The organism is Streptomyces sp. NPDC057743 (genome assembly GCF_042798755.1).
Classification (GTDB): Bacteria; Actinomycetota; Actinomycetes; order Streptomycetales; family Streptomycetaceae; genus Streptomyces.
The window spans coordinates 1-18,197 of the sequence record NZ_JBHVJX010000003.1 but is presented as its reverse complement, the minus strand read 5'-3'; the positions used below and the strand labels follow the sequence as shown (position 1 = coordinate 18,197).

Annotated in this window: 9 protein-coding genes; 4 read left to right on the top strand and 5 right to left on the bottom strand. The window is 74.1% G+C overall.

Annotated elements, in window-relative coordinates; translation table 11 throughout:
- Positions 1 to 68: 68 nt before the first annotated feature.
- The 5 genes from ACFVFQ_RS03820 to ACFVFQ_RS03800 all read right to left on the bottom strand — a co-directional run bounded on the left by ACFVFQ_RS03820 (position 69) and on the right by ACFVFQ_RS03800 (position 4,816).
- On the bottom strand, positions 69 to 749 hold the full coding sequence (locus ACFVFQ_RS03820) for an energy-coupling factor ABC transporter ATP-binding protein (protein WP_383408094.1): 681 nt from the start codon (positions 747 to 749) through the stop codon (positions 69 to 71).
- Positions 746 to 1,312: a biotin transporter BioY gene (locus tag ACFVFQ_RS03815; protein ID WP_383408091.1), complete on the bottom strand. Its 567-nt coding sequence runs from the start codon at positions 1,310 to 1,312 to the stop codon at positions 746 to 748. Before ACFVFQ_RS03815 ends, ACFVFQ_RS03820 begins: the two co-directional genes overlap by 4 nt.
- A gap of 118 nt (positions 1,313 to 1,430) precedes the next feature.
- On the bottom strand, positions 1,431 to 2,081 hold the full coding sequence (locus tag ACFVFQ_RS03810) for an energy-coupling factor transporter transmembrane component T family protein (RefSeq protein ID WP_383408088.1): 651 nt from the start codon (positions 2,079 to 2,081) through the stop codon (positions 1,431 to 1,433).
- A 3-nt stretch (positions 2,082 to 2,084) separates the two neighbouring features.
- Complete coding sequence (locus ACFVFQ_RS03805; RefSeq protein ID WP_383408085.1) at positions 2,085 to 3,290, bottom strand: thiolase family protein; 1,206 nt, start codon at positions 3,288 to 3,290, stop codon at positions 2,085 to 2,087.
- Positions 3,287 to 4,816: an AMP-binding protein gene (locus ACFVFQ_RS03800; protein ID WP_383408081.1), complete on the bottom strand. Its 1,530-nt coding sequence runs from the start codon at positions 4,814 to 4,816 to the stop codon at positions 3,287 to 3,289. The genes ACFVFQ_RS03805 and ACFVFQ_RS03800 overlap by 4 nt, the downstream gene beginning before the upstream one ends.
- 810 nt (positions 4,817 to 5,626) lie before the next feature.
- On the opposite strand from ACFVFQ_RS03800, the gene ACFVFQ_RS03795 reads away from it, so the two are divergent.
- The 4 genes from ACFVFQ_RS03795 to ACFVFQ_RS03780 are packed head-to-tail and all read left to right on the top strand — an operon-like array spanning position 5,627 to position 18,079.
- Positions 5,627 to 10,639 carry an amino acid adenylation domain-containing protein gene (locus tag ACFVFQ_RS03795; RefSeq protein ID WP_383408078.1) on the top strand — a complete coding sequence of 1,671 codons (5,013 nt, stop codon included), beginning with the start codon at positions 5,627 to 5,629 and terminating at the stop codon, positions 10,637 to 10,639.
- Entirely contained in the window at positions 10,636 to 16,014 is a 5,379-nt protein-coding gene (locus ACFVFQ_RS03790) for an SDR family NAD(P)-dependent oxidoreductase (protein WP_383408075.1), read from the top strand. Before ACFVFQ_RS03795 ends, ACFVFQ_RS03790 begins: the two co-directional genes overlap by 4 nt.
- Positions 16,011 to 16,748: a thioesterase II family protein gene (locus ACFVFQ_RS03785; protein WP_383408072.1), complete on the top strand. Its 738-nt coding sequence runs from the start codon at positions 16,011 to 16,013 to the stop codon at positions 16,746 to 16,748. Before ACFVFQ_RS03790 ends, ACFVFQ_RS03785 begins: the two co-directional genes overlap by 4 nt.
- Positions 16,745 to 18,079, top strand: coding sequence for an MFS transporter (locus ACFVFQ_RS03780; RefSeq protein WP_383408069.1), 1,335 nt, complete (start codon positions 16,745 to 16,747; stop codon positions 18,077 to 18,079). The genes ACFVFQ_RS03785 and ACFVFQ_RS03780 overlap by 4 nt, the downstream gene beginning before the upstream one ends.
- Positions 18,080 to 18,197: the final 118 nt, after the last annotated feature.

Below are 18,197 nucleotides of genomic sequence, written 5' to 3'. Positions count from 1 at the left end.
CCAACGGGCGGGTGCCCAAGGGGACTTCTCCGGGCACCCGCCCGTCCGACGCCGGGCCTGGCGCCTCGCTACAGCGGGGGATGCATCGCCTCGTACTTCGCGATGGTCTCGCGCGGCGGACCGTCCGCGACGACCCGGCCCCGGTCGAGCACGATCACCCGGTCCAGTTCGGCGAGCAGTTCGAGATCGTGGGAGACCACCACGACGTGCTGCGGCAGTTCCCTGATGAGCTTGGTGACCCGGCGGCGGTTGCCCAGATCCAGCAGCGTCGTCGGCTCGTCGAACACCACGTACCGCGGCTCCAGGGCCAGCACCGCGGCGATCGCCAGCAACTGCTTCTGCCCTCCGCTGAGCAGATGCGCCGGATGGTCTCGGAACTCGCTCAGCCCGTACGCCACCAGCACCTCCTCCACCCGCCCGGTGGTCTCCGCCCGGCTGAGGCCGTGGTGCTTGAGTCCGAACGCCAGGTCCTCGGCGACCGTGGGCATCACGATCTGCACGTCCGGGTCCTGGAAGACGAAGCCGACCTGGCGGCGCACCTCCCGGCCCTTGCGGGCGGTGTCCAGGCCGTTGACCCGTACCCGGCCCTTTTCCGGCACCAGCAGGCCGTTCAGCAGCCGGGCGAAGGTGCTCTTGCCCGAGCCGTTCGAGCCGACCACGCCGACGCGATGGGTGTCCAGGGTGAGCGTGATGTCGTCCAGTACCCATCGCTCACCGAACCGGTGGCTGACGCCGTCGATCTCGATCATGCGCCGGCGCCCGTCGTCCGCCGGGGCTCGATCAACGGGTACGCGCGGCGCACCGCGACCGCGGCGACCGACGCCAGCACCACCTTCAGCAGGTCGCCCGGCAGGAAGACCGCCGAGGCCACCGTGGCCTTGCCCAGCGGCATGCCGGAGACCACCGCCATCCACGGGATGCCGATGACGTAGAGCAGCAGCGCCGCGCCGGCGAAGTTCGCCAGAACCGCCCGCCAGAGCGTGTAGTGGTGCCACATCCGCTCGGTCAACAGGCCGGCGAGCCAGGCGCCGAGGGGGTAGGCGAGGATGAAGCCGCCCGAGGGGCCGAGGATCGTCCCGAGGCCGCCGCGCCCGCCGGGCAGCACCGGCAGTCCGACCGCGACCAGCACCACGAAGAGCAGCACCGCCAGTCCGCCCCGGCGTGCGCCGATGATGGATCCCGCGAGCGCGACGCCGAGTGTCTGGGACGTGATGGGAGCCGGTACGAACGGCACCTCGATCAGTGGGAAAAGCCCCAGCACGACCATGATCGCGGCGAACAGCGCGATCTGCGCGATGTCTTTCGTACGCACCCCTCAACCCCCCGGGAACGATGTGGAATTACGGCCAGCGGCTCATCCTAGGCGGCACGCACGACGTGCACCGCCTGTCCTGCAAGTCGGTTTCATCTCGCCTGAGTTCGCGCGGTGTTCACCCGGTCGGATCCGTGGGCCCGGGCTGCCGGGCCTTTTCCGGGAGGTCGGGTCGGGAGTCCAATCCGCGTGCTTCCAGCGCCTCACCCAGGCCGTCGGCGAGGCGTAGCGTCCGCACCAGCAGCGGCGTCAGGAACGCGACGCTGCGCTCCACCCCGCGGGCCTTCTGAGCCGCCCGGACCAGGTCGGCCTGCTCCTTGATGACCGGGACGAAGCGGATGGTCATGGCCACCATCAGGCCGACCCGCTCCGGGCGCACCCCCAGGCGCGCGAAGGGCCGCAGCGCCCATTCCACGGTCCTCACCATGTCCGAGGTCCGGGTGGTCAGTGTGATCAGGCTCGCCAGCGTCACCAGGGCCACGACGCGTTCCCCGACCAGCAGCGCGCTCGTCCAACTGGTCAGCAGGCCCTGGGCGGCCACCAGCAGCGCGGCGAACGGCACGATGGCCAGCACCTGCCGCATGGCGAGCCGCACCGGGATCCGGGCCAGCGCGTAGCACAGCGCCACCGCGACCACCGCCCCGCCGAGCGCCAGTGGTGAGCGGACGAAGAACGACGCGGTGCCCGCGGCGAACAGCACCAGCAACTTCAGGCCGGCCGGCGCCGCGTGCACGCACGTCCGGGCGGGGTGGTAGAGCCCGATCACCACCGCTCACCCACCGTCGTGGCGCTCGAAGAGCGTCGCGATGCCCAGGCCGCCGGCCGCGCCCAGCGTCGCCAGCCCGTACCGCGCCCCGGCGGCGATCGGATCGCAGGTGCCGAACATGTCGGAAAACAGCCGGGTCACCAGGACCGCGCCGGAGGCGCCCCAGGGGTGCCCCAGCGCGATCGCCCCGCCGCCGCGGTTCACCCGCTCCTCGGGGATGCCCAGTTCGTCCAGGCACGCCAGGACCTGCCCGGCGAACGCCTCGGTGAACTCCACCAGCGCGATGTCGTCCAGCGTGATCCCAAGGTTGCGCTTGAGCAGCCGGCGTACCGCCGGGACCGGGCCCCAGCCCAGGATCTCCGGGTCCACGCCGGTCACCGCGGCGTCCACCACCCGCAGGCCCTTGGCCAGGCCGAGTTCGCGGAACTTCCGCTCCGAGACCACCGCGACCATGGCGGCACCGTCGTTCACCGGGCAGGCGTTGCCCGCGGTGACCGTGCCGTCCTCGGCGAACACCGGTTTGAGCCGGGCGAGTTTCTCCAGTGTGGTGTCCGGACGGGGGCACTCGTCGGCGGTGACCGTCACGCTGCCCGCCCGGCCGACCCGCACCTCGACGGGCGCCAACTCCGCGGTGTACCGGCCCGATTGCGCCGCCGCCAGCGCCTTGCGGTGGCTCTCCAGCGCGTAGCGGTCCTGCCGTTCCCGGTCGATCCGGCCCAGCCGAGCGACGTTCTCCCCGGCCACGCCCATGTCCGGGTCCCCGAACTCCTGCGGTACGAAGTGCGGCCGCGCGTAGAAGCGCGGCGTGCCGTGCGGGACCGGTGGGCGCTCCACCCGCCACGGAGCCGTACTGGAGCTCTCCGCGCCACCGGCCAGCACCACGTCCGCCCGGCCGGCCGCGACCAGCCCCGCCGCCAGGTTGACCGCTTCCAGGCCGCTGCCGCACTGCCGGTCGACGGTCATCGCCGGGGCGTCGATGCCGAGGCCGGCGAAGAGCGCGGCGTATCGGGCGGGATTGCCGCCGGAGCCGCCGGCGTTGCCCACGATCACGTCGTCGACCTCGGCCCCGCTCAGCCCGAGGTCGTCCAGTACCCCGGTGAGGACCGGTCGCAGCAGTTCGTGAATCGGCGTGGTGGCGAACGTGCCGCCGATCCGGCCGATCGGAGTGCGTCGTGCCGCCACTATGACGGGCCGTTGCCCGTTCCCGGTCACAGAACCTCCCGTATGCCCTGCCGCCCGTCCAGGAGGAGGGCGCGCACCTGTCTGTGGTCGATCTTCCCGCTTGATGTATAAGGCAGTTGGTCCGTCTCGAACAGTCGCCGGGGGCACTTCTGCCGCGAGACGTGGCGCGCCGCCCGGTCCCGCAGCTCCGCCCGGCCCAGCCGTGCGCCCTCCTGCCAGCGCACCACGGCGCACACCAGGTCGCCCCACCGCTCGTCGGGCAGGCCGACGACCGCGACCTCGGCGACCTCCGGCAGCCGCAGCAGCGCCGCCGCCACCTCCTCGGGGTGCACGTTGAGGCCGCCGCTGATCAGCATGCCCTTCTCCCGCCCGACGAGGTGGAGGTAGCCCTGCTCGTCCAGCCGGCCGATGTCGCCGACCGTGAACCAGCCGTCGGCGTCCGGCGCCTGGGTGTGCTCGGCCGACAGGTAGCCGTCGAACAGCATGTCGCTGCGCACGTATAGCTGGCCCGCCTCATTGACCCCGCGTTCCTCCCCGGAGGGGGAGCGCACCGACACCTCGACGCCCGGTACCGGCCGGCCCAGCGACTCCCACGGGCCGCCGTCGTCGCCATGCAGTACGGAGACCAGGCTGAGCTCGGTGGCCCCGTAGAACTCCACGGCGTCGGCTTGGGGGAAGAGGTCAACCGCCCGTGCGCGGCGGGTCGGTGACCACTTCGCGCCCACCGACAGCAGCGAGCGGACCTGGGGGAAAGTGCGGCCCGGGTGGTGGCGGGCGTGTTCCAGCAGTGCCTCGAACATCGTCGGTACCAGGTACAGGTGGCACGCCTGGTACCGCTCGACGTGGTCGAAGACGGCCGCCGGGTCGAACGACGACAGCAGGCACACGGTCGCCCCGACGTGCAGGGCGTGCACCGCCCCGCACAGGAAGTGGGAGTGCGCCAGCGACCCGGGAAGCAGGACCGCGTCGGACGGCCCGATGCCGAAGCCGTCGGTGTAGTGCTGGAACGTCCGGATCCAGGAACGGTGCGAGCGCACGGCGCCCTTGGGGCGGCCGGTGCTTCCGGAGGTGAACCCCACATAGAACGGTGCGGAGTCCGGAACCTCGCCGAAGTCGTTTTCGGTGGCCGGGAGGTGGCTGCTCTCGTGCCGTCGCAGCCAGGCCGCGAAGTCCGGGCCGGTCAGGTCCACCACCGCACCGGGGGGTAGGCACTCCTCGGCCGCGGTGGCGGGGGTGTCCCGGAACAGGCGGGCCGGGGGGGTGTCTGCCAAGACGGCGGCCAGTTCGGGGTCGCTCCATGCCGGGTCCAGCACCATCACGGGGATCCCGGCGACGGCGGCCCCGAGAAAGATCTCCAGGAACTCCCCGCGGTTGCCGAGCAGGACGGCGAGCCGCACCTCGGGGTCGGGTGCCGGACCGAACTCGGCGCGCAGCGCCCGCGCCACGGTGAGTACGCCGCGCCGCAGCGTCCGATAGCCGCACTGGTGCGGGCCGTCGAGTGCTATCCGGTCCGGTGTGGTGGTGGCGTGGGAGAGGAATCCGCTGGCGATTGTCATAGGCGTCGTTGCCCTCGCTCGGCCGGTGGTCGGGTGGTCGGGTGGTTGCCCGGGCGGGCGGTGGCGACGCTTCGCCCGCGGTACGACGTGCGGCTTCCGCCCGTTCTTTTCGGCGTCGCGTTTTCGGTGGTGATTCCGGTTGTGGCCTTTCCGGTCATGCTGTTTCCACCTGCGGTGTTTCTGTGGCGGCCGCATTAGCAAGGTCGTGGCGGCAACGTATCAGCAGGTGGGCCGTCATGGAGCCGGGTTCTGGACATGAATCAGGCGGGCCGTGTCCGGAAATCGCCGTCAGTTTCGATGAGTTGCGGAGTCGGAGCGCGAGATTCCGGCCAACTTCCGTGGTTATGCGGTGAATTGCGCGTCGGGCGGTGGCCGGCCGCGGCGCGCGGGGCGCATACGGCTACGGCGGCGATGGTGCGCCCTGCGGGGTTGGAATCCTTCGGTGACCTGGGTCACGCCGGGATGTATTTCCGGGCCGGGCTGACTAGCATCGACGCCAAGGGGGAATGTCCCGGGTCGGCGAATTCGGCGATCTTTAGCGGCCGTTCGCGGTATTCCGGAACGATTCCGAGCAGCGGTCACCCGCCGGACCGATGCGCCAGCATTGCCGCAGCGTGATCGCCGCTTTCCCGCGCACCTCGCTCTATCCGAAGCGTTCCACGGCGATGGTCGCCGTCCGACGAGAAAATACCGGTCAGCCGGATATCCGTCGCCCGGAATCCTTCCCGCGGAGTCGGCAGGCCGTCAGGGCGCCACCAGGCGCGGTCCGCGCCGTGCCGCCGCGGTGCCAGGAATACGGGGAGATCTGCCATGCACCGTCCCGACGACCAACTCGGCGACGCCTTACGGGGGCCCGTCGCCGACCACTCAGCACCGCACGGCATTCCCGGGCTGGTCCGGGCCGCCGCCGAACGCGCCCCCGGGGCCGTCGCGCTCACCGGCGCCGGTGGCACCTGGACCTACCTGGAACTGGAGCGGATCTCGGACCGGATCGCCGCCGCGCTGTGCGACCGAGACCTGCCCGCCGACCGGCCGGTCGGCGTCCTGGCCCACCGCGGTCCCCACATGGTCGCCGCGCTCCTGGGCATCTTGAAGGCGGGCCTGGCCTACCTTCCGCTGGCGACCGACGAGTCCACCGAACGGCTCGCCCTGATCCTCGGCACCGCCCGGCCCACCGTCATTCTCGGCACCACCGGCCCGCTGGACGCCTGGCGGGGCCCGGATGGCCCCGAGCTGCTGGACGCCGTCTCGCTCGCCGCCGATACCGATCCGGCCCAACCCGTGGCGCCGCTGCGCCCGGTCGCGCCGGATCAACGCGTCAACGTGTTCTTCACCTCCGGCTCCACCGGCACCCCCAAGGGCGTCCTCGTGCCCAGCGGCGGGCTCACCAACCGGCTGCTGTGGGGCCAGCGCCACTACGGACTGACACCCGCCGACCGGGTCCTGCAGAAGACCCCGTACACCTTCGACGTCTCCGGCTGGGAGATCTTCTGGCCGCTGATCGCCGGTGCCCGCCTGGTCCTGCTCGACCCCGGCGAGCACGCGGACCCCGGCGCCCTCGTCAAGGCGGTCATCGAACACCGCATCACCGTCTGCCACTTCGTGCCCTCGATGCTGGACGAGTTCCTGCGCTGGCCGGGTGCCGCCGACTGCACCGGCCTGCGGCACATCTTCTGCAGCGGCGAGCCGCTGCCGCCCGCACTGGCCCGCAGCTGCTTGACGACCCTCCCGGCCCGGCTGCACAACCTCTACGGCCCCACCGAGGCATCCATCGAAGTCACCTACTGGGACAGCCCAGTTGCCCCCGCCGATATCGACACCGTCCCCATCGGTCGGGCCGTCGACAACTGCGTACTGCTCGTCCTGGACGACCGGGGCCGGCCGGTCGCCGACGGCGCCACCGGCGAACTGTGCATCGGCGGCGCACCCCTCGCCCTCGGCTACCTCGGCCAACCCGACCTCACCGAGCGGGCCTTCGTCCCGGCACCCGCCGGCAGCGGTGTGGAGCGGGTCTACCGCACCGGAGACCTGGTCAGTGTCGCCGACGGGCAGATCCACTACCACGGCCGCAGCGACGAGCAGGTCAAGATCCGGGGCGTGCGGGTCGAACCGGGCGAGGTTGAGGCGGCGCTGCGCGCGCACCCCGGTGTGGCCGAGTGCGCGGTCGTCTCGACCGGCGGGCACAACCCCGGGCTGGTGGCCTTCCTCCGCCCCGTGGCCGAGCCGCTACCGCAGGACGACTACCGCGCCCATGTGGCCGCCCGGTTGCCCGCTGCCTACGTCCCCGGCCACTTCGTCACCCTCGACGCCCTGCCGCTGACCGGCAGCGGCAAGCAGGACCGGGCGGCGCTGCGGCGCCGCGCCGCGGAGCTCGGCGCGTCCCCGGGCGACGGCGGCATTTCCGGTGACGACCCGGTAGCCCGGATGTGGGTCGATGCGCTCGGCCTCCAATCCGTCGACGAGGACCGCGACTTCCTCGCCCTCGGCGGCCACAGCCTGGCCGCGGCCAGGCTGCGCGGCGAGCTGCTGCGCCGCTACGGTCTGCGCCTGACCCTCGCCGAACTGCTGCACGGACGCCTCACGTTGGCCGCGCTGCGCCAACGTCTCACCGCCGCCACCCCCGGGCCGCCATCCGGCCCGCCGCCCCGGCGCCCCGACCCGGCCCGCGCCCCGGTCTCGGCCGGCCAGCGCCGACTGTGGTTGATGGAACAGCTCCACCCACGGCTCAGCGCCTACAACGTCGTGGCCGCCGTGCGGGTCGCCGGCGGCCTGGACACCGGCCGGCTGCGCACCGCGCTCGCCGCGGTCGTCGCCCGGCACGAGGCACTGCGCACCCGCCTGGCGCAGGACGGGAGCGGCCCGTACCAGGACATCGCCGCACAGGTCGAACCGCCGCTGTCCGTCACCACCGCCCACGAGCCGCTCACCGAGGAGCGCTGCCGGGCCCTGGCGGCCGACGCCGCGGCCGAACCGCTGCCCGTCGACACGGCGCCGCTGTTGCGCGTCCGGTACACCGCGGGCCCTGGGCCGGACGGCCTGTTAACAGCCGTACTGCACCACGCCATCGCCGACCAGCGCTCCGTGGACCTCTTCCTCGCCGACCTCGCCGCGGCCTACGACGGCCGCCTTCCGAGCATCGCACCACCCCAGTTCGGCGACCTGCTCGCGCACCGGGCGACCCACGCGGATGCCGCCGCCGAGGAAGCAGACCTCGCCTACTGGACCGACCGGCTGCGCGACGCCCCCCGCGCCCACGGCCTGCCCTTCCAGGCCCGCCGTCCCGCAGCCCCCACCTTCACCGGGGCCGCAGCCTGCGCCACCCTCGCCGGGACGGCAGCCGACCGCCTGACCGCGGTGGCCCGGGAACTCCGCGTCACACCGGTACCGGTCGTGCTCGCCGCGTTCGCCACCGTGCTCACCTCCTGGAGCGGCCAGGACGAGGTCGTCGTCGGCGTCCCCTGGTCGAGCCGCGACGGCGGGCCCGACGACGACGTCCTCGGCTTCCTCGTCGACACCCTGCCGGTGCGGATCGACGTCGCCGGCGCCGACCGCCTCGCCACCCTGGTCCGCCGGGTGTCCGGCGCGCTGCTCGACGCCCACGCCCACGCCGGGGCGGACTTCGAGCGGATCGTGCATGCCCTCGAACTGCCCCGCACGCTCAGCCGCAATCCGTTGTACCAGGTGTGGTTCAACGACCTCACCCACGCCGTGCCCGTCCCCTCCTTCGCCGGGGCGGTGGTCCAGGAGGTCGAACCGGACACCACCGGCGCGCTGTTCGACCTCGGGCTCTACCTGCACCGCGGCCCGACCGGCGGTTACCGACTGCGCCTGGTGTACGCCCGCGACGTCTTCGACGAGGAAACCGCCGGCCACCTCCTTGACCAACTCGTCCGGCTCCTGCACGAGATCCCCGACGGCCTCGGCCGGGCGCCCGCCCGCTGGCCGCTCGGCGCCCGGCGGCCACCCGCGACCCTCGCCCCCCGGCCCCAACCCCCCACCGTCTGCGCCTCGTTCACCGCGGCGGCCGAGGCGCACCCTGACCGGACCGCGCTGCACCACCCCACCGGAGAAGTGACCTACCGCCGGCTCCGGCAGGCGGTAGAGGAGCGGGCGGACGCCCTGCGCGCCGCCGGCTGGAGCGACCGCATGGTGCTGCTCCCCGGCGACCGCACGACCGACACCGTCGTCGAACTCCTCGCCGCCTGGCACGCCGGCTGCGCCGTCACCCTCGTGGACGCCGCCCTGCCGCCGCAGCGGCTACGGGCCGCCGCGGTCGGTGCCGGTGCCGGTGCCGTGCTCACCCGTAGCGGCGCCGACTGGCCCGTCCCCGTCCTCACCGGACCCGACCTGCCCCGCCCCTCCACCGGCCCGCGGCCCCCCGACTGCGGTCACGCCCTGTGCACCTCGGGCACCACGGGAGAGCCCAGCGTGGTCTTCGTCCCCCGCGAAGCGCTCCCCGAGGCCCTGCACCACTACCGCGAGGCGTTCGACCCCGGCCCCGAGGACCGCGTCGCCCTGCTCTCCGCCCCCGGCCACGATCCCGTCCTGCGCGACATCCTCGTCCCGCTCACCACCGGCGGCACCCTCTATCTCCCGGACGCCACCGAACCGGCCGCGCTCGCCGCCCTGTTCGCCGAGCAGCGCCTGACCCTGCTGCACGCCACCCCCGGCCAGGCCCGGCTGCTGGCCTCCGCCGCGCGCGCGGCCGGACGGCGACTGGACCACCTGCGGCACATCGTGCTCTCCGGCGCGGCGCTGACCGACCCGGTCGCCCGCGAACTGCGCCGCGCCGCCCCGGCCGCCGAGATCCACCACGGCTACGGCGCCACGGAGACGCCCCAGTTGAGCACCTGGCTGCGCTGGCGCGACCCCGCGGGCGACCCGGTGCGGCGCCGTCGCGACCGCACCGGCGTACCTCTGGCCGTCAGCAGCCCATGGCGGGAACTCCTCCTCCCGGGCGCCGGAGTCGGCCAGCTGGGCGAGATCGTGGTGCGCGGCCGCGGCCTCGCGGTGCGCACCCACCCCGCCGCAGAGCCCACTCCGTTCGGCCCCGACCCGCACGGTGAACCGGGCGTCACCATCTACCGCACCGGCGACCTCGGCCGGTACACCCCGGACGGGCAGCTCGAATTCGTCGGTCGCCGGGACCGGCAGTTGTCGGTCGGCGGTCACCGGCTGGAACCGGCCGAGATCGAGGTCGCGTTGCTCGCCCACCCGGCCGTGACCGGCTGCGTCGCGGTGGCTGCCGGTGCCGGCCTCACCGCCGTCGTCGCCGCGCCCGGCGCGCAGCCGGTACTCCCCGCGGAACTGCGGCACGAGCTGGCCACGGTGCTGCCCGCATGGGCGGTACCCGACCGCATCGTGCTCGTCGACGAACTACCGCTGGATGCCAACGGCAAACCTGACCAGCGGTCCGCCGCCGCCCTCGCCACCGGGGCGCAGACCTCCCAAGGTCCCGCGGGACAGGCCGCGTTGGACATCGAGGACACCGTCCTGGCCGCCCTGCGCGACCAGCTCACCGCCGCCGGCGACACCCCGGCCACGCCGCCCGGCGCGACCACCAACTTCTTCGAGGCGGGCCTCACCTCCCTCGCCCTGCTGCGCCTGCACGAGCGGCTGCGCGCACACGGCCTGACCGCCGAGGTCGTCGACCTCTTCCGCTTCCCCAACGCCCGCCTGCTCGCCCGCCACTTGGGCGGTGAGCGGGCCCCGGCACCCGGTGGTCCCGCACCGGACGTCCGCCCCACACCGCACGCAGGCGCCGCCGCCCGGCGCGCCGTCCGCCGCCGCCTGGCCGACCGGAAAGAGACCAGCCAGCGATGAAACCGTCACCGCAGCAGCCCGCGTCCGAGAACGCCGCCGAGCCGGTCGCGATCACCGGTATGGCCGGCCGGTTCCCCGGGGCCGACAACCTCGAACGGTTCTGGCACAACCTCTCCGAGGGCACCGACTGCTTCACCGCCCTCACCGACGACGCCCTGCGCGCCGCCGGCGTCCCCGCTCACCACCTGACCGACCCGCACTACGTCCGCCGTGTCCCGCTGCTCGCCGACGCCGACCGGTTCGACGCCGAGTTCTTCGGGATGACCCCGCGCGAGGCGGCCCTGCGGGACCCGCAGCAGCGCCTCTTCCTCGAACTGGCCCACTCCGCCCTGGAGGACGCCGGCCACGACCCGTTCGCGGTGCCCGGCACCGTCGGCGTCTACGCGGGCGCCGCCGCCAACCGCTATGCGGAGTTCAACCTGCGCGCCGACAAGGAGACCGCCGCCCGGGCCGGCGCGCTCGCCCTGGACCTGCACAACAACAACGACTACGTGGCCGCGCTCGCTGCCTACCGTCTCGGCCTGACCGGCCCCGCCGTCTCCGTGGCCACCGCCTGCTCCACCTCCCTCGTCGCCGTCCACCTGGCCTGCCAGGCACTGCGGGCCGGCGAGTGCGAGACGGCCCTGGCGGGCGGCGCGGAGATCGAACTGCCCTACGGGCACGGCTACCGCTGGGCGCCCGGCAGCATCTACTCCCGGGACGGGTTCTGCCGCCCGTTCGACGTCCGGGCCAACGGCACCGTCTTCGGCAACGGCGGTGGCGCCGTCGTCCTGCGGCTGCTCACCGACGCGCTGGCCGACGGCGACCCCGTCCGGGCGGTGATCCGTGGCTCCGCGGTCGCCAACGACGGCGCCGACCGGGTCAGCTTCTCGGCACCGGGCGTGGACGGCCAACTGCGGGCCATCGCCGAGGCGATGGCCGTCGCGGGACTCACCCCCGGTGACATCGACTACGTCGAGGCACACGGCACCGGCACCGACATCGGCGACGCCATCGAGATCGAGGCCCTCACCGCCGCGTACCGCTTCCTGACCGGTACGGGCGCCGACGCTCCGACCGGTATCGCGCTCGGCTCCGTCAAGTCCGCCATCGGCCACCTCGGCCCCGCCTCCGGGATCGCCGGGCTGATCAAGACCGTCCTCTGCCTGGAACACGGCGAGTTGGTGCCGACCGTCCACTTCACCGAGCCCAACCCCCGGCTGAAGCTGGACACCACTCCCTTCCGCGTCGTCGGCCGGCGCGATCCCTGGCCCACGGCCGGCCACCGGCCCCGGACCGCGGCCGTCAGCTCCTTCGGCGTGGGCGGCACCAACGCCCACGTCGTGCTGGAGCAGGCCCCGCCCACCCCGCCCGGCCCCGCCACCGACGGCCCCGAACTGCTCGTGTGGTCGGCGCGCGCCGAAGCCGCCGAACCCGAGGTGCGGGCCCGACTCGCCCGGCACCTCACCTGGCACGGCGCGGACGGCTTCGCGGACACCGCGGCGACCCTGCGGCACGGCCGGACCGTGCACCAACTGCGCCGGGCCGCCGTCGCCAAGACCGCCCGCGCCGCGGTGGACCTGCTCTTGGACCCCGAAGGCCGCGACGTGCTCCGCCCCACCGACGGCGCCGCCGCCCGGCCGGTGGCCCTCCTCTTCCCGGGCCAGGGCTCCCAACGGCCGGGCATGGCCGCCGGACTCCTGGGCCGCGACCCCGCGTTCACCGAGACCATGCACCGCTGCTTGGACACCGTCGGCGCCCTCGGCCTGGACCTGGAGCCGGCCTGGCGCGGCCCGCACGCCGCCGAACTGCTCCACCGCACCGAGTACGCCCAGCCGCTGCTGGCCTCCGTCGGTCTGGCCCTGGCCGCCATGTGGCGGGCCTGGGGCATCGCCCCCACCGCCCTACTCGGCCACAGCGTCGGGGAGTTGACCGCCGCGCTGGTCGCCGGCGTCGCCGAGCCGGAGGACGGCCTGCGCCTGATCACCGCCCGCGCCCAGGCCATGCAGGCCATGCCGCCCGGCGCCATGCTCGCGGTCGCCCTTCCCGAGGACGAGGCCCGGGACCTGCTCGGTGACGGCCTCGCCCTGGCCGCCGTCAACGGCCCGCGCCAGAGCGTGCTGGCCGGCCCGGCGGAGGCGATCGAGGCCGCGGCCGCCCGGGTGCGGGCCGCGGGCGGGCGGGCCCGGCGGCTCACCACCTCGCACGCTTTCCACTCCCCGGCCATGGCGCGCGCCGCCGAGCAGTTCCTGGCGGCGTTCGACGGTGTATCGCTGGCCCCGCCCGCCGTCCCCGTCGTCTCGGCCGCCACCGGCGAGCCGCTCACCGACGCACAGGCCACTGACCCCGCCTTCTGGGCCGGGCAGCTCACCGCCCCGGTGCTCTTCGGCCCGGCCCTGGCCCGCCTCTTAGACGCCCGGCCGCTCACCACGCTGGAGGCCGGCCCCGGTCGCGCCCTCACCACGCTCGTCCGCGGCCACGGCGGCGGCAGCCTCGCCGTGCCGGGCCTCGGCACCGACGCCGATGACCTGAGCGCCGTCCTGTCCGCCGCGGGCACGCTGTGGACCGAGGGCCACGACCTGCGCTGGGAAGCGGTCGGCCCGCCCCGCCCGCTACGCCGCATCGCCCTCCCCACCTACCCCTACCAGCGCACCCGACACTGGATCAGCCCGCCGGCCACCCCGGAACCCGCCGCCACCGGCGACGGCGCGTCGCCCTCCGCCATGGAGCGGCCCGTTGAGCCACCGCTGCCGGAGGCCGGGGAGCACACCGCACCCAGGGACGGCACCCGCACCGCCCTCGGAGAGGCCACCGCACCCAGCCCCTCTCCGCTGTCCCTGGTCCGCTGGCGCGAACTGCCCCCCACCGTCCGCCCGCCCCGGCACCGCGGCAGCACCGCCCTCACCCTGCTCCCCGACGACCCCGCCGCCGCCCGTCGCGTCACCGCACTCCTCGGCCGCGCCGGCCACCGCGTCGTCCCCGTCCACCCCGGAACCGTCGCCGAGGTCCTGCCCGGCCTCCGCGCGGACGGAGGCGAACCGGCCCTCTACGTCCACGCCCGTGCCGCCGGCAGTTGGCCCCAGGCCACCGTCGGGAACGTCACCGACCAGCTCGCCGCGGGCGTCGAGAGCGCCTTCGAGCTGGTCCGGACCGTTGCCCGCGGCGCCCGGCGCCCGCCCCGCTTCCTGCTGCTCACCGAGCAGGCCGTGGACGTCTCAGGCGGCGAACCCCTCCATCCGGCCAAGGCGGCCCTGGCCGGACTCGCCCGCACGGTGCCGCTGGAACTACCGGGCGCCGCCTGCCTGTTGCTGGACATCGCGCCCGGCACCGACGATGACCTGATCACCCACCAGCTCCAGGAACCCGCCGGGCCGCCGGTCGTCGCGCTGCGCGGCGACCGCCGCTGGATGCCCGTCGAGGCGCCGATCCCGCACCAACCCGCCACCGAGCCACCGCTCCGCCCCGGCGGCACCTACCTCATCACCGGCGGATACGGCGGGCTGGGCCTGGCCGCCGCCCGCGGGCTCGCCGCGACCGGCTTGGCCCCGACGCTCGTCCTCACCGGCCGCCGCGGACCCACCCCCGCCACCGAGCCGCACCTCGCCGAGCTGACCCGGCTGGGCGCGCGGGTGCTCACCGAGCGCACCGACATCACCGACGAGGCGTCCGTGCGCGACCTCGCCGACCGCGTGGAGCGCACCGCCGGTCGCATCCACGGCGTACTGCATACCGCGGGGTTGCCCGGCGGCGGCCTGATCGCCTTCCGCACCGTCGAGCAACTGCGGGCGGTGCTGCGGCCGAAGACCCTGGGCACCCTCGTGTTGGAACAGGTCTTCGCCGACCGCCCGCCGCTCGACTTCCTCGCCCACTTCTCCAGCCGCGCCGCCCTCGCCGGGCTGGTCGGCAGCGCCGACTACGCCGCCGCGAACGCCTTCCTCGACGCCCACGCCACCGCCTCCCGGCAGCGCTGCGTCAGCGTCAACTGGCCGAGCTGGGCCGCGGTCGGGATGGCCGCCCGCGCCACGGTCGACCCCGGCAGTGGCGACCCGCTCGCCGACTGGTCCACCACCCGCCGCCCACCGCAGCCCCTGGTCCACGAGCGGGAGTTGTCCGAACGGCAGTGGATGCTCGACGAGCACCGCTTCGACGGGCGCGCCGTTCTGCCCGGCACCGCCCACCTGGACCTGGTGGTCCGAGCCGCCCGGGAACTGCTCCCGGAACCGTCCGGTGCGCCGGTGCGGCTGCGCGACGTGGTCTTCCACCGTCCGCTGTTCGTCGACGGCACCCGCCGCATCCGCATCCTGCTCCATCCCCGGGAAAGCCACTGGGAGTTCACGCTCACCAGCGGCTCCACCGTGCACTCCACCGGGCGGGTGGAGCGGCCCGCTGACGCGGCCCCGCCCCGGGTGGATCTGGCCGTGGTGGCCGCGCGCTTGACCGGGCCTGCCGAGGACGACGACCCGGCCGGCCTGGCCGAACTCGGCCCGCACTGGCACACCGTGGCGGAGGTGCGCCACTCCGCGGACGAACAGCTCGCCAGGCTCCGCCTCGATCCGCGCTTCCACGCCGAACTCGGCGACCACGCACTGCACCCGGCCCTGCTGGACAGCGCCACCGCCCTCACCCGGCGCCGCACCGACGGTCACCATCTGCCGCTGCTGTACGAGGAGATCACGGTCTACGACGACCTGCCCGGCGCGTTCGCCGCCCATGTGCGGCACCGGCGCGGCGGCAGCGGCGTCCTCGTCGCCGACCTCGACCTGGTACACCCCGACGGGGCGCCGGCCGTCACGGTCCGCGGCTTCACGATGCGCGCGGTGGCGGACCGCCCGTTCGCGTCGGCGGCCACCGAAGCCGAGGCCGACGACGGGGCCGGGGTGGAACCCGACGGCGGCGGCACCCCGGCGGCTGGCCTGCCGTCGGCGGACGGCATCCCGCCCGCCGAGGGCGTGGCGCTGCTCTTCGACATCCTGGCGGCGCGCCCCGGCCGGCAGGTCGCGGTCCGCCCCTACCGCGACGGCATACCGGTGCCGCCCGCACCCCTCCCCACCGCACCGCCGGAGCCCCCTCCCGCCCCGACCCCGGACCCCGAACCGACCGCCGCCACCCACCCCGCTCCCGCGCCCCCGGACTCGCTGCCGGCACCGGACCGCGGCAAAGCCCCGGACCCCACCACGATCCTCAAGGAGATCTGGCAGACCGCGCTCGGCCGTACCGCCATCGGACCCGCCGACGACTTCTTCGCCCTCGGCGGGGACTCGCTCAGCGCCGTCGGCCTGATCGCCGAGGTCCGGGACCGGCTCGGCGTCGAGATGGGCATCGGCGAGCTGTTCGCGTTTCCCACCCTTGAGGCGCTCGCCGGCGAACTGCGCCGACGGGCGGGGGAGAGCCGGTGACGGCCGGACACGAGACCGCGGTGGTCCGCGGTGCCTCGCGCCCCGACGCCCGCACTCGCCTGTACTGCTTCCACCACGCGGGCGGCACCGCCGCGGAGTTCAGCAGTTGGCACCGCTATCTGCCGGAGAGCGTGGACGTCTGCGCCGTGCAGCTGCCCGGCCGCGGCGCCCGCGCCCGGGAGCGTCCGCACACCCGGATGGGCCCGCTGGTGGCGGAGCTCATCGGACACCTCCGCACGGACCTGCCGACCGTGTTCTTCGGGCACAGTTTTGGCGCCCTGGTCGCCTTCGAGGCGGCCCGCGCGCTGCGGACAGCGGGCCTGCCCGGCCCCGGGCACCTGTTCCTCTCCGCCCGCCCCGCACCCGGCCTCGTGGCCTACGAGGGCAGCCTCCACGACCTACCCGAGGCGGATTTCCTCGACGTCGTGGCCGAACGGCACGGCGGCGTACCCGCGCGGTTGCGCGACCACCTTGAGCTGCGCCAACTGGTGCTGCCCTACTTCCGCGCCGACTACGAGGTGTTGGAGACCTACCGGGCCACCGCGGCGGACCCGCTCCCGGTGGCCGCGACCGTGCTCGGCGGCACCGACGACCCGATCCCGCTCGCACAACTGGAGGCGTGGCGCCCGCAGGTGACGGGGACGTTCGCGGTCCGCATGTTCCCCGGCGACCACTTCTATCTGCGCCCGTGGCGCACGGCCGTCCTCGACCTGGTCCGCGAGGTGGCGGGGTGACTGCGGCCGCCCGAGCCCCCGCCGTGCGGGGGCTCGGCGCCCGGTACGGAATGCTGCTGTTCGCCTTCGTCGTCTCCGGGCTCGGCAACTGGACCTACCGGCTCACCCTGCCGCTGATGGTCCTGGAGCTGACCGGTTCGGCCCTGAACACGGCCGTGGTCTACGCGTTGGAGTACGCGCCGCTGCTCCTGCTGTCGCTGCCCGGCGGGGTGTTGGCCGACCGCTTCGACCGCCGCCGCATCCTGGTCGCCGGAGACCTGGCGGCGACGGTCCTGGCCGGGCTCCTGGCATTCGTGGTCACCTCGGGCGCCGCGCCGGTCCTCGTGGTCTACGTCCTGGCGTTCTTGCTGGCCTGCGTCGAGCCGCTGTACTACCCCGCGTTCCAGGTCCTGGTGCCGAGCCTGGTTCGCGACACTGACCTGGAACGGGCCAACGCCTGGCTGCAGATGGGCGACAACGTGATGAGCCTGGCCGGCCCGGCCGCGGCCGGCGTCCTCATCGCCGCCCTCGGCTACCAGGGCGCCATCTGGACCGACGCCGCCACCTTCGCCGTGTCGGCCCTGGCCATCCTGGCCATCGGACGGCACCAGGGGACCGCACCCACACCCACCGACGCACTCTCCACACTCCCCGCACCACTGCCGGAGGCCCGGCCCGCCGCGGACTCGCCGCCGCGTGGCACCTTCCTCGGCGAGATCCGGGACACCCTGACCCACATCTGCCGCGACAACCGCGCCCTGCTGAGCGGCGCCGTCCTCTTCGCCCTCGCCAACCTCGGCACCTGGATGGTGCAGGCCAACCTCGTCTACTACCTCAGGGACTACCACGGTGTGACCCCCGCGGGTGTCGGTGTGGTCCTGGCGGCACAGGGCGCGGGGGCGGTACTGGGGGCCGCGCTCTGCCCCTGGATCGGCCGCCGGTTTGCCCCTGGCCGCGTCGTCATCGCCGGCACGGTGCTGGCCGGTGCCGGCATCGTCGTCCTGGCCGCGGTACGCGACGTGACCGGCATCGCGGTGCTGTGGGCCCTGGTCTACGGAGTCGGCATCGTCAACATGGTGAGCTGGTTCGTGCTGCGCCAACGCACCGTACCGCCCGAACTCCTGGGCCGGGTCGTGGCCACGACCCGGATGGTCGCCTTTCTGACGATCCCGATCGCCTCGGTGCTGGGCGGTGTGCTGGAACAGCACTGGCAGAACATGTACTTGATCATCGCGCTCGCGGGCGGCCTGCGCCTGCTCGTCGGCCTCGGTGCCCTGGCCTCCCCCCTCAACTCCACCGCAGGCCGCACAAGCCCACCCGAGCCCCAACAGTCGACACCCCGCGGTCCCTAAGGGGTGTCCCGTAAAAGATCTACTGAACTTCTTCAACTCGGCCACTGATCGGGGGATGGTTGGTGGCCCGTAACAGGCGAGGCTCTCGGACTGTTGAGCGGGATGTCTCACGTCCCAA

What these genes read in the sequence shown, in the direction of transcription:
- ACFVFQ_RS03820 (WP_383408094.1), bottom strand. Translation starts at nt 749, where the DNA reads ATGATCGAGATCGACGGCGTCAGCCACCGGTTCGGTGAGCGATGGGTA.
- ACFVFQ_RS03800 (WP_383408081.1), bottom strand. Translation starts at nt 4,816, where the DNA reads ATGACAATCGCCAGCGGATTCCTCTCCCACGCCACCACCACACCGGAC.
- ACFVFQ_RS03795 (WP_383408078.1), top strand. Translation starts at nt 5,627, where the DNA reads ATGCACCGTCCCGACGACCAACTCGGCGACGCCTTACGGGGGCCCGTC.
- ACFVFQ_RS03790 (WP_383408075.1), top strand. Translation starts at nt 10,636, where the DNA reads ATGAAACCGTCACCGCAGCAGCCCGCGTCCGAGAACGCCGCCGAGCCG.